Origin of the sequence: Mycoplasmopsis maculosa (assembly GCF_900660665.1) — a bacterium.
Classification (GTDB): Bacteria; Bacillota_I; Bacilli_A; order Mycoplasmatales; family Metamycoplasmataceae; genus Mycoplasmopsis; species Mycoplasmopsis maculosa.
The window spans coordinates 62,464-75,507 of the sequence record NZ_LR215037.1; the positions used below are offsets into that span (position 1 = coordinate 62,464).

Genomic DNA, 13,044 nt, shown 5'->3' on the forward strand with positions numbered 1-13,044 from the left:
GTTATATGTGAAAATTAATTTTAGGAATAATTATTAATTCAATTATATTATTTGCAATATTAATAGTTACAATTTTGATAATTTCTGTAAAAAAAAGCAAAAATACTTTAGGTCTTAAATTTGAAGCAGAAATAAATAATAAATTAGAAGAAATAGCGAAAAGTAATGGATACAAATTTATACCAAGTTCTATGTATAAAATATCTGAAAACAATTTATTTGAAATTGATGGAATATTAATTACAAATAAAGTAATATTTGTTGTAGAAATAAAATATCTACAAGGTATTATTTCTGGAGACTCTACATCATTAAAATTAACTTTAACAAATGGTAAAAAAAATAAAATGATAAGTAATCCAATAAACCAAAATAAAAAACATATAAATAAGTTAATGAAACTATTTAGTGTAAATGTTCCAATACTTTCTTTGTTGATTTTGCCAGAAGATAGTGAGTTAAAATTAAATCAAAAAGAACAATGATCAGTAGTTACAAATTCTAATAAAATAAAAGACACAATTATAAAAGTATTATCTGATTTGTATGAAAAAGAAGATATTTCATATGAAAAAAGACAAATTATAATTGAAAATCTTTCTAAGAATAAAGCTAAAAGTTATAAAGATAAGAAAAAATTTAATAGGATAATTAATAAAAAAATAAATGAATAATAATTTAAACAGTATAACTATATTTAATAAAATTTTTACAATTAATTTTGTTGAAACTTTAAGAGAAATAAATTCTTATGAAATAAATTATGAAAAAAATATTTTTATCATAAAAATAAATATTAAATATATAAACAATGAAAATAAAAAAATAAATATTTTAAATTCTTTTGTTGAAGAAATATTAATTGAATATTTGTTAAAAAAACAAAAAGAATTTTCAAAAATTATAAATGTTTATAATCCTCCTATTTTTATAAAAAACGTAAATTCTTTTTGAGGAAAAAATAGCACTAAATTTTCTTATGCTAAAGGCAAAAAATTTTGAATAACATATAATTTAAAATTAATTAGATTAGATAAAAAATTTATTGATTATGTAATTCAACATGAATTAATACATTTTTTGCATAGAAACCATAGTAATGAATTTTATTCTGCTGGAGAAAAATACTTTCCCGGTTTTTACAACACAGATAGAGAACTTAATAAATTAAAATTTAATTAACATGCTTATGCATGTTTTTTAATTTAATTTTTTAAATGATGATATAATATTATTAATTGTTTTTGCCCGAGTGGTGAAATTGGCAGACACGCTAGACTAAGGATCTAGTGAGGAAACTCATGCAAGTTCGAGTCTTGTCTCGGGCACCAGAAGTATTTGATTAAGGTAACTTAATCATTTTTTATTTTTTTTAAATATTTATTCATGAAAAAATAAAAATATTATTTATTAGTTTGTTACATTGTGTTTTGCTTTTTAAGATTTTATATTGAAATCATTATCTTAATTACTAAAGTAAAAGAAGAACATTAAGTTTTAAATAATTTAAACAAATATATTTGTATTTTTAAAAAACCTAATTTTTATTAATGTATTTGAATATTAATAATAATTAAAAATATAAAAAATGATAACCAATTTTAATTAGTTATCATGATAAATAAAAATCAAAATTTAGTAAAGCAAATATATTATTTATACGTTTTTATAAATTGTATTTATTAATATTCAAAATTTGAATTATATAATTTTTTATAATAACCGTTTTTATTAATAAGTTCGTTATGGTTTCCTTGTTCAATTATTTTACCTTCGTCAATTACTAATATTTTATTAGCGTTTTTTATTGTACTTAATCTATGAGCAATAATAATCATTGTTTTTTTATTAACAAGTTCATTTATGGTATTTTGTATTATTTTTTCATTAATTGAATCAATATCACTGGTTGCTTCATCTAAAATTGAAATAGGTCTATTAGAAATTAAACTTCTTGTTATTGAAAGTAATTGTCTTTGCCCGTAACTTAAATTAGAAGCATTATTACTTAATAAAGTGTTGTAACCATTAGGTAATGCTTTAACTACTTCGTCAAAAGAAGTTAATTTAGAAATTCTTATTATTTCATCTTCATCTAAATTCGGGTTAACAAACTTTAAGTTGTTTAAAACTGTATCCCTTAATATGAAAGTATCTTGTAAAATTAAGTCTATATTTGATCTTCAACTTTTTTCATTTATTTCTTGAATTGTTTGATTATCTATTAAAATTTGGCCACTTGTAGGATAATAAAATTTAGCCAATAATTTAGCAATAGTTGTTTTTCCTGAACCTGTTTTACCGACAAGAGCTAGTGTTTCTCCTTTTTTAATTTCAAAGTTTATATCTTTTAAAATTAATTTATGAGGATTAGAAGGGTAATAAAAATTAACATTTTTGAAACTAATATTTCCATTTTTAAAATCTAAATTTTTTAATTTTGATTCATCTATATTAGGTTCTATAAATAAAATTTTTTCTAATCTTACAGCTGCACCTAGGCCTGTTTGAAAGCTGTTTATAACTTCAAAAATCATATTAAAGTTGTCACAAATCATAGTAATATATAAAGAAAAACTTATTAAAACACCAGCACTTAATTGACCAGGCATACTACTTCATACACTTTTTAGTAAAATTGCAAAGCCTATAATTTCTATTAAATCTAAAACTTTTGAAAAAGCAAATCAAGGCCAAATAAGAACAATTTTTTTACCTATTTCTAAATTAGGTTTAAGCATTTCATTATTAAAGTTATCAAATTCTTTGATAATAGTTTCTTGTTTTTGGTGAATATTTATCAAAGGCATAGCATCTAAAATTTCTTCTAAATAACCATTAAATTCAGCTAATTTTTGTTGTTTAATTACGTATTGTTTCATATTAGATTTAACAATAAAAAATATAGGTAAAAAATTAATTGGTATAACAAATATAGCTATTAAAGCAACTATAGGTAAGTAATAAAACATAAAACAAATTGATATAATAGTCGAAAAAACAACTGTTATGCTAGTACCTATTATGTTTATTAATGAATCAACAAAACTACTAATATCATTTGTTAAGGAAGACATTAATTCGCCTGTTTTTTGATCTTCAAAAAAGCTTATAGGCATTTTTTGTATTTTTTCATATGCTATATGTCTAATTCTTGAACCAATTAAAATGCTAGCTCTATTTAGTAAGTATTTTTGAATTATTAATAATCCCTTTTGTAAAATATATGAAATAGCTAGCAAAGAAATAAATAATGCATAATTTTTAAAATCAAAATTAGCTAAGTCAAATTTTTCTAACTTAAAAAAATTATCAATAATAAAACCTGTTAATCATGCAGCACCAGTTGATAACAAAGAAACAAAGACACCTAAAAAAATAGCAATTATCCAAATATATTTATTCAAACTAAATTTAACAATAATTTTAAAAAAAGATTTAAAAGCGGATTTTTTGTCTATTTTTTTATTCAAAGATTGATTATAAAACATAAATTTAGCCATTTTCAACCTCCGAGCTTTGAATATTATATATTTCTTTATAGTATTCATTTTTTAGTAATAAATCTTTATGATTTCCTATATCAATTATTTTCCCTTTATCCATTACTATAATTTTGTCGCAATTTATTATTGATTTTAATCTTTGACTTATTATTATCAGAGTTCTATTTTTATTTAGATTTTCAATGTTTTTTCTAACAGTATTATCAGTTTTATTATCAAGCGCACTTGTCGCATCATCTAAAATTAAAATTTTAGGATTTTTTAATATAGCTTGTGCAATTGCTATTCTTTGTTTTTGTCCACCTGAAAGATTTTTACCTCTTTGAGTTAAATCATAATCATATTTGTTTTCTAAATCTTCTATAAAATCAGCACAAGATAATTCTGCTGCTTTTTCAATATCATAATTTTCATTTTTGGAACTAAAACTTATATTTTTTCTTATAGAACCACTAATTATTATAGGTTTTTGAAATACAATAGAAATATTATTAAAAAAGTTATTTGTATCTATTTCATAGATATTATTGTCATCTATTTTTATAAAACCATTATCATTTTCTAATTTATATTCACGAGTCAAAAGTTTTATTAAGGTGCTTTTACCACTTCCTGTTTTGCCTATTATTCCTACTTTTTCTCCAGGGTTAATCACTAAATTAATATTTTCTAAAACTTTATTTTCAGAATATCTAAAATTAACGTTTTTAAATTCAATTTTTCCATTTGTGATAAATTTATTACTTTTTATAATTTTTAGTTCATTTTTTATTTTTAATATTTCTAAAACTCTATTTGCTGAAATATTTGCTCTAAAAAATTCATTTAGAGTTAATAATGTTGTATAAACTCCAATACTAATCATTGACATATAACTAGTGAATTGATAAATTTCACCTACTAGTAAACTTACGTCACTGTTATAATTGTTTTTTGAAATGATAATACCAACAACTATAAAAAGAATTATATTTCCAAAAAGAACTATAAAATCTATAAATGGTCATAGAATTGAATAAGATTTAGCTGCTTTTAAATTTATATTTGTTACGTCAATAGCTGATTTATGGAATCTTTCGTATAATTTGTTTTCTAAATTATATGATTTAATTAATGAAATTGCATTAATGTCTTCCTTAATAGTCTCATTTAATTTTTCAAGCATTCTATTTTCTTTTCTATAAATTGGAAATAGCTTAAATATAGCTATCAAGGCAAAAATAATTAAAAAAGGTATTGTTATTGCAATAGCAATTGATAAATATATATTTGTACTAAAAGCAAATATTAATCCTCAAATTACAAAGAACGGACTTAATCAAAATTTTCTTGTTATTACAAAAAAACCAAAATCAATTTTATCTATATCATTACCAAATCTTGTAATTAAAGTTCCTGCTGTAATTTTATCTATGTTCTTCTTTTCTAAATGAATAACATGGTCAAATAAAATTTTTCTTATTTCATATACGCCATAAACTTTTGTTTTAACTGAAAGCAATCCGGAAAAATATGAAATTAGAAGTAGTAAAGTTGCAATTCCAAAAGATAATCCAACTGTAGCTCATAGAAAACCATTTTGTGATAAATTTTTAATAATTATTCAATCCGGTTTTATAAAATAGATATTGTTAATTTTTTCACCACTAACTGAAGTTATTAATTGTTTTGTTATAGTCGGTATTGTCATAGTTAGAAAAGGTTGTAGTATTGAGAAAATTATTGCAAAAGAAGCAAATAATTTTATTTTTGAGGATAATTTTCCTAAAATTTTTCACATATATTAACTCCTTTTATATTAAATTAAGTATACATTTTAATATAAATAAAATAAATAAGTTATTAATTTCATTTTAATGAATAATATTTTAAATATATGTTAATAATAATCATATATTGTAATAAAATTTAAACTATAATAATGAATAAAATTAGTTAAGGAGAAAAAATGGCTAGATTTAAAAGAGTTTTTATGTTAGTTACTGATGGTCTTGGAATTGGACCTGATAAAGATCAAGAAAAATTTGGAGATAAAGGAGCAAATACAATTCATTCTGCTTCATTATCATCAATGTTTTTTATTGACACATGAAAAAAATTAGGTATTGGTAATATTACTGATTTAGATGGAAATTACAAAGTAAAAGAAACACAAGCATACATGGCTAGAGTTCAAGAAGTTTCTAATGCAAAAGATACATTAGCAGGGCATTGAGAAATGATGGGTATTAAAACCGAAGTTCCTTTTCCGACATATGCTGAAAATGGTTTTCCAGAAGATTTAATTTCTGAATTAGAAAAAGCTTTTGATGGAAGAAAAATAGTATGTAATAAAGCAGGTTCAGGAACAGATATTATTGATGCATATGCTCAAGAACAAAAAGAAACTGGAGCAATTATTGTTTATACTTCAAATGATTCTGTTTTACAAATAGCTGCTCATGAAGAATGAGTTGGATTAGAAAACTTATATAGATATGGTAAAGAAGCAAGAAGAATTTGTTCTTCAAAACCAGAATGAAACGTAGGTCGTATAATTGTTAGACCTTTTGTCGGAGACAACGGAAAATACACAAGAACATTTAATAGACACGATTATGCTAATCAACCTGAACCTATGATTTTAAATAAATTACAAGCAGCAGGTATTGAAGTTATAGGTATAGGTAAAATTAATGATATTTATGTAGGCCAAGGAATTTCAAGAGCTATACATTCAGATGGTGATGCTGACGGTTTAGATAAAACAATTGAATTAGCATTAGAAAAATCTGAAAATAAATTTATTTTTACTAATTTAGTTCAATTTGATTCACATTATGGTCACAGAAGAAATGTTGATGGTTATGCTTCAAATATAGCTTTATTAGATTCAAAACTAGGAAAATTAATTAATGCAATGAATGAAGATGATTTATTAATTATGACAAGTGATCATGGTAATGATCCTGCTTATCCAGGTTTTAATCACACAAGAGAAATGTTACCACTAACAGTTTTCTCAAAATCATTTAAAAAACCACATGTTTTAGGAGATGTTAGAGGTTTAGGAACTTCTGGAAATATCGTTGCTAGAAACTTTGGTGTTGAAACTGTAGAATTAACAGGTGATGATATTTTTGATCAATTAGTTTAATTAAAAAAAATATTTAATATGCAGGTTTAACTTGCATATTTTTTTTATTTTTAAAATATTAATTAATAATATAAAATTAATTTACAAATATTAGAAAGGAAAATTATCATGAGTTTTACAAAAGAAATAAAAAATGAAATATTAAATAAAAATTTTTCATCAAAAGATAGTTATTCATTTCTAAGAGGATATATATATTCAAAAGCTATTATTTTAAATAATTTTATTAAATTACAAATAAATGATATTTATACTAAAAATACTATTATAAAGTTATTAAAGAAAAATTTAATTTCATTTTTAGAGTCAGGATCTACTATTAAAATAAACCGTTTAGATTTTGATATGGTTGAGGATTTTTCAAATCCAAGTTTATTTTTTCAAGGTGTTTTTGTTGGTGGCGGAACCATAAGTGATTTGAATAAATCTAGTTATCATTTGCAATTATCTTCAAATTATGAGGCTTATGTTGATTTAATGATAAAAAAACTAAATGATTACGATTTTAATTTTTCTAAAATAAAACATAGAAATAAATTTTTAATTTATATTAAAAAGCATGAAAAAATAAGTGAGTTTTTAAATGCTATAATGGCTATAAATAGTTATTTTACTTTTGTTGATAAACAAATAAATAGAGATTATGAAAATAATTTAAATAGAATAAATAATATTGATGTAAGTAATATAAAAAAATTTGTTAGCGCAAATATTAGACATGTAAATAATATAAAAAAAATGTATGAAAGTAAACTTGAAAATATTTTTAACATTAATCAGTTAAATTTTTACAATTTGCTTTTGGAACATCAAGACGAAAGCTTAAGTACTCTTGTTCAAATTTATAATGAAAAATATGATAAGAATATCACTAAAAGTGGAGTTTATCATTGATTAGAAAAACTTAACAATAAGGTATCAAAGTAGGTAAAAATGAATGTTTTTTTAATTTATGGGAATGAAGATTTTTTTATAGAACAAGAAATAAATAATTTAAAAAACAGATTTATAAATTTTAAAAATGAAATTTTTGATTTAAATGAAGTTTCGTTTGAAAAATTAATTGAAAAAATTTCATTAAATAGTTTTTTTTCTGAAAATAGAATTTTTTTTATTTATAATTTAACTTTTTTTACTGATAAATCTATAAAAAAGGAAGATGAATTAAAAATACAAGAATTGATTAATTTAATTTTTAGTTCTGAAAATGATAAATTTGTTTTTATAAATAATGAAATAGAAAATAAAACAAAATTTTCTAATAATTTTTTTACAAAAGCTTTATTTGAAAATGGAAAAAAAATTGTTTTAATTGAAACTAATAAAATAAATGAATCTAATATTTTTGACCAAGTTAAATTACTTGCTGAAAATTTAAAAGTAAACATAGGCAATGAAGCATTGCATTTACTTATTCAAAAACTTTCAAATAATATAACTTTAATTAACAATGAACTTATTAAATTATCAAATTATAAAAAAGAAATAACATCTGATTTTATAGAAATTAGTGTAAATGATATAAATGAAAGTAATGCATTTAGTTTTTCAAATAGTTTAGAATCTAATGATTTTGCATATATTTATAAAAAATATCGCAAAAAAATATCAGAAGGAATAGATATAACTATTTTAATATCACAAGTATCTCAATTGCTAATAATTTCAAATCAAATTTTTTCATTCAAACAGATTAATAAAAGTTTAGACGATTTATCCTCAGAGTTAAATTTAAACATATATAGAATCAAAAAGGTAAACAATTTTTTGTTAAAATTAGGAATTAATAAAATTAGAATAATGATTAAATTTTTATCAAAATTAGATAAAGATATTAAAGAAGGCAAAGTTGATGAAAAAATAGGTTTTGAATCTTTTTTAATAAAGTTCTTTAATAAATAATTATAATATTTATGTACTGGCCAACAGCTGTTATTTTATGGATGATAGAGGAAAGTCCACGCTAGCACAAACTGAGATGTTTGTAGTGTTCACGCCAGATCTAATAAATCTGGACATAGATGACTAGTGCCACAGAGACGAGAATTGTGAAACGCGGTAAACTCCGTGAGCTAGAAACCCAAATTTTGGTAGGGGAACTTGTAATTAAGGAAATGAACTTAATCAAGAAGTATTTACTTAGATAAATTGTTGGCGCCTTTTTAAGGTACAAAACGTGGCTTATAGGTACAAGCACCTTCGGGTGCTTTTTTATTTTCTTTTTCTTTTTAAAAAAATATTATTTGCTAAAATTATTAATATATAAATAAATATATTTGTTTTTTTGTTTACTTAAAAAAGTAAAAACATTTTTTACTAAAAAAAAATAATTTTTAAGTTATAATAAAAAAGCATTTATTATTAAAAGAAATAAATTAACGTTATATAAAGGAGAAATTATGAGACAAACAACAATTGTTAACCGTGAAAAAGCTAATAAAAAGTGATACGTTGTTGATGCTGAAGGTCAAGTTTTAGGTCGTTTAGCAGCGTTTGTTGCTTCTGTATTAAGAGGTAAGACAAAACCAACTTTCACTCCAAATGCTGACATGGGAGATTATGTAGTTGTTATTAATGCTGAAAAAGCTATTTTAACAGCTAAAAAAGAAGAAGATAAAGTTTACTACCATCACTCAGGATATCCAGGTGGATTAAAAAGCATTACAGCTGCTAAATTAAGAGCTAAAAAACCTACTGCATTAGTAGAAAAAGCAATTTTTGGTATGTTACCACATACAAAATTAGGCAATAAACAAAGAAAAAATCTTCATGTAGTTGCTGGTTCTGAACACCAATATGCAGCACAAAAACCAGAAAGTTTAGAGGTAAGATAATATGGCTAATAAATTAGTTGAATATCGTGGACTTGGTAGAAGAAAATCATCAACAGCGAGAGTAATTCTTAGACCAGGAAAAGGTAAATTTACAATTAATCATAGAGATGCTAAAGATTATTTAGCTTCTGATATTAGAATTCAAGATGCAGAACAACCATTAGTATTAACAGAAACAAAAGGTCAATTTGACATTGCTGTTAACGTTAGAGGTGGTGGTTTAAGTGGTCAAGCTGGAGCTATTCGTTTAGGTATTGCTAGAGCCTTATTAGAAGCTAGTGATACATATAGAGCTAAATTAAAACCAGCTGGTATGTTAACACGTGATGCTCGTGTAGTTGAACGTAAGAAACCAGGTTTAAACAAAGCACGTCGTGCTCGTCAATTCTCAAAACGTTAATTTTCTTGAAAAAAATATTTTCGAAATTTTCTCGACTTGATATAATAGATATGGTCGAGATTATATGCGAGCATAGCTCAGCTGGTTAGAGCACACGACTGATAATCGTGAGGTCGATGGTTCAAGTCCATTTGTTCGCACCATTTCATTAATAAATGACCAAAAACGCTTTAAAAAAGCGTTTTTTTATTTTTTACAAAAAAATAAATTTTTAAAATAAAATATTTAAAAAATGCTATAATTAAAAAGCAAAGTACGGGGAAGTACTCAAGTTGGTGAAGAGGACACATTGCTAACGTGTTAGAGGAGGCAACTCCTGCGGAGGTTCGAGCCCTCTCTTCCCCGCCATTTTTTTATTTCCTTTTTTCGTTTTTTAAAATTAAATTTAATATAATTATTAAATATTTTAGAAAGGAGAAAAATGTATAAATATAATTATGATTATGCTGGTTTAAATTTAACTGAAGTTAAAGAAAATTTATTAACTTTTGGTGAAAATAAATTAGCCACAAGAAAGAAATTAAATCCGTTAGTTGCTTATTTTAGCCAATTTAAAGATTTAATGGTTATTCTTTTAATAATTGCTGCCTTAGTTAGTTTAAGTGTAACAATTTATTTACATATATCTGGTAAATTACATTCTATTGAAGAAGTTGTTATATCATATGTTGAGCCAGGAATAATTTTACTTGTAATAATTTTAAATAGTATACTTGGTGCATATCAAGAAGTTAAAAGTGACCAAGCAGTTAGAGCTCTAGAAAATCAAAATATACCGAATGCTACCGTTATAAGAGATGGTACTGCTCAGACAATAAAGTCAAATTTATTAGTTCCTGGAGATTTAATAATTTTGTCAGCTGGAGACATTATTAATGCAGATGCGTTATTATTAAAATCAAGTAATTTAGAAGTTATTGAAGCGAGTTTAACCGGGGAAAGTTTACCAGTTTCTAAGAATGCTGACTTAGAAAAAGAAATAGACTCAATTTTAGCTAATAATAGTCATTTAGTTTATTCAGGAACTTATGTTACAAAAGGTTCAGGGTATGCTGTTGTTTTAAAAACAGGTGGAGAAACTGAAATTGGTAAAATCAATAAAAGTATTCAAAGTCAAACAAAAAATACTACACCATTACAAATAAAATTAAATAAATTAAGTAAAATTTTTGGCTATGTTGGTATAGCGTTACTTTTTATAAGTGCTTTAGCTCAAATAATAATAACAAATGTTATTTCTGGAAGTTGAATTGAACCAAAAAGCTATATAAATTCAGTTATAACAGGTATAAGCTTAGCAGTTGCTGCTATCCCAGAAGGATTGATAGCCTTTACAACAGTTATTTTATCTATTGGTGTTTCTAAAATAAGTAAACAAAATGGATTAATTAAAAATTTATTAGCTGTTGAAACATTAGGATCTGCAAATATTATTTGTACAGATAAAACAGGTACATTAACAGAAAATAAAATGACTGTGGTTGATGTTTACACGAATAAATTAACATTAGATAAATTTAATAATAATGATGAAAATTTATTAAATTTAATTAAAGCTTCTACTATTGCAAATGATGCTTTTATAGTTCTCAAAAATAACAAGTTTGAAGAAGTTGGAGACCCAACTGAAACAGGTTTATTAAGATTTGCACATAAATACAATATTTTAAAAGAAGATTTATTAAAAAAATCTAATTTATTAAACTCACTTCCATTTGATAGTGATAGAAAAATGATGTCAGTTTTAGTAAAAGAAAATAATGGTAATATAATGTATACAAAAGGCGCTCCTGATGTTATATTATCATTATGTAAAAATATAGATAAAGAAGAAATTTTAAAAATAAATAATGAATGAGCAGAAAAAAGTTATAGAGTTTTAGCTTTTGCTAAAAAGCAAATTGATAAAACTTCTATAACTTTAGAAGATGAAAATAATTTTGAATTTATTGGATTAATAGCAATGATTGATCCTCCAAGAGCAAATGTGAAAGAAAGTATTGCAGAAGCTCAAAGAGCTGGAATAAAAGTTGTTATGATTACAGGAGATCATTTAGTTACAGCTAAAGCAATAGCAAAAGATATAGGAATTTATCATGAAAATGATTTATGTATTAATGGTGCTGAATTAGCTAAAATGACTAATGAAGAATTGATTGAAAAAGTTACTCAAATAAGTGTTTATGCACGTGTAAACCCTGAAGATAAGTTAAGAATAGTTAAAGCTTGACAAGCGCATGATAAAGTGGTTGCTATGACAGGCGATGGTGTAAATGATGCTCCTGCATTAAAAGCTAGTGATATAGGTTGTGCTATGGGTATAACAGGAACTGATGTTTCTAAGCAATCTGTTGACTTAATTTTAACTGACGATAATTTCAATACTATAGTTAAATCAGTTAAAAATGGACGTTTAGTATTTGATAAAATAAAAACAGTTATTATGAATTTATTAGTTAGTTCTATAACTGAAATTCTTGTTATGATGATTGGTTTATTTGTTTTATTTTTTGTATTTAAAAATTATTATAAAGAAGGAGAATTCTTTATTTTATCTGCTAGTCAATTATTGTGAATTAACTTATTAACTCATGGACTTCCTGCTATAGCTTTAGGTTTTGTTGATTCTGGAAAAGATGTTATGTCAAGAAAGCCTTATCATAAAAGTGAAAGTATTTTTGCTAGAGGTATGGGAATTGAATTAATCTGACAATCTTTAGTTGTAAGTTTAGCATCTCTTATCAGTTATGCATTAGGAGCATTATATGCTATTAATAATAATATGGTTGAAGAAATGCCAAAAATTGCTTCAATGTGTTGTTTTATAACAATGGGATTATCAACATCAATTAATGCTATAAATTTAATGACTGATAAATCATTATTTGTCTCAAGCATGAAAAAATACTGACCAGTTTGATTGGCAGCAACTTTTTCTGCTTTAGCAGTTATATTAGTTTCATTTGTACCTAATTTATCAAGCTTATTTAAAATGACAAATAAATTATGAGAAATTCCAACAATATTATCATGAAGCATGCCATTAGCTCTATTATTAACAATAAGTATTGAATTTAAAAAATTTATTTTGTTTATTAAAAGCAAAAAAACAATATAAAAAAATAACTCTATTTTGTAGAGTTATTTTTATTTTTAATAAGAAATGTT

10 protein-coding genes, 3 tRNA genes and 1 other RNA gene are annotated in these 13,044 nt (G+C 23.7%); 12 read left to right on the plus strand and 2 right to left on the minus strand.

Annotated elements, in window-relative coordinates:
* Nucleotides 1-5 precede the first annotated feature (5 nt).
* The 3 genes from EXC47_RS00345 (at nt 6) to EXC47_RS00355 (ending at nt 1,331) form a co-directional block, all read left to right on the plus strand.
* Nucleotides 6-674, plus strand: coding sequence for a nuclease-related domain-containing protein (locus EXC47_RS00345; RefSeq protein ID WP_129646033.1), 669 nt, complete (start codon nt 6-8; stop codon nt 672-674).
* Nucleotides 667-1,182, plus strand: coding sequence for a YgjP-like metallopeptidase domain-containing protein (locus EXC47_RS00350; RefSeq protein WP_129646035.1), 516 nt, complete (start codon nt 667-669; stop codon nt 1,180-1,182). The genes EXC47_RS00345 and EXC47_RS00350 overlap by 8 nt, the downstream gene beginning before the upstream one ends.
* Before the next feature lie 64 nt (nt 1,183-1,246).
* A tRNA-Leu gene (locus EXC47_RS00355) sits at nt 1,247-1,331 on the plus strand.
* A gap of 351 nt (nt 1,332-1,682) precedes the next feature.
* Here EXC47_RS00355 and EXC47_RS00360 read toward each other — a convergent pair.
* Nucleotides 1,683-3,503, minus strand: a complete 1,821-nt coding sequence (locus EXC47_RS00360) for an ABC transporter ATP-binding protein (protein WP_223211695.1) — start codon at nt 3,501-3,503, stop codon at nt 1,683-1,685.
* Nucleotides 3,496-5,286 (minus strand): ABC transporter ATP-binding protein, encoded by a 1,791-nt coding sequence (locus EXC47_RS00365; RefSeq protein WP_129646037.1) that lies wholly within the window; start codon nt 5,284-5,286, stop codon nt 3,496-3,498. The genes EXC47_RS00360 and EXC47_RS00365 overlap by 8 nt, the downstream gene beginning before the upstream one ends.
* Before the next feature lie 168 nt (nt 5,287-5,454).
* Here EXC47_RS00365 and EXC47_RS00370 point away from each other — a divergent pair, with 168 nt between their 5' ends.
* The 9 genes from EXC47_RS00370 to EXC47_RS00410 all read left to right on the plus strand — a co-directional run bounded on the left by EXC47_RS00370 (nt 5,455) and on the right by EXC47_RS00410 (nt 12,994).
* Nucleotides 5,455-6,642, plus strand: coding sequence for a phosphopentomutase (locus tag EXC47_RS00370; RefSeq protein ID WP_129646039.1), 1,188 nt, complete (start codon nt 5,455-5,457; stop codon nt 6,640-6,642).
* A gap of 108 nt (nt 6,643-6,750) precedes the next feature.
* A complete protein-coding gene (whiA, locus tag EXC47_RS00375; RefSeq protein WP_129646041.1) occupies nt 6,751-7,569 on the plus strand; it encodes a DNA-binding protein WhiA in 819 nt (272 codons plus the stop codon).
* A gap of 6 nt (nt 7,570-7,575) precedes the next feature.
* Nucleotides 7,576-8,544, plus strand: a complete 969-nt coding sequence (gene holA, locus EXC47_RS00380; protein ID WP_129646043.1) for a DNA polymerase III subunit delta — start codon at nt 7,576-7,578, stop codon at nt 8,542-8,544.
* Between the two features lie 12 nt (nt 8,545-8,556).
* An RNA gene (rnpB, locus tag EXC47_RS00385) (RNase P RNA component class B) lies at nt 8,557-8,831 on the plus strand.
* A 210-nt stretch (nt 8,832-9,041) separates the two neighbouring features.
* Complete coding sequence (rplM, locus tag EXC47_RS00390) at nt 9,042-9,476, plus strand: 50S ribosomal protein L13 (protein WP_129646044.1); 435 nt, start codon at nt 9,042-9,044, stop codon at nt 9,474-9,476.
* A 1-nt stretch (nt 9,477) separates the two neighbouring features.
* On the plus strand, nt 9,478-9,876 hold the full coding sequence (gene rpsI / locus EXC47_RS00395; RefSeq protein ID WP_129646045.1) for a 30S ribosomal protein S9: 399 nt from the start codon (nt 9,478-9,480) through the stop codon (nt 9,874-9,876).
* Nucleotides 9,877-9,942: 66 nt separating this feature from the next.
* Nucleotides 9,943-10,019, plus strand: a tRNA-Ile gene (locus EXC47_RS00400).
* A 114-nt stretch (nt 10,020-10,133) separates the two neighbouring features.
* Nucleotides 10,134-10,224 (plus strand) — tRNA-Ser (locus tag EXC47_RS00405).
* A gap of 73 nt (nt 10,225-10,297) precedes the next feature.
* Nucleotides 10,298-12,994, plus strand: a complete 2,697-nt coding sequence (locus tag EXC47_RS00410; protein ID WP_129646046.1) for a cation-translocating P-type ATPase — start codon at nt 10,298-10,300, stop codon at nt 12,992-12,994.
* The last annotated feature ends 50 nt before the right edge of the window (nt 12,995-13,044 follow it).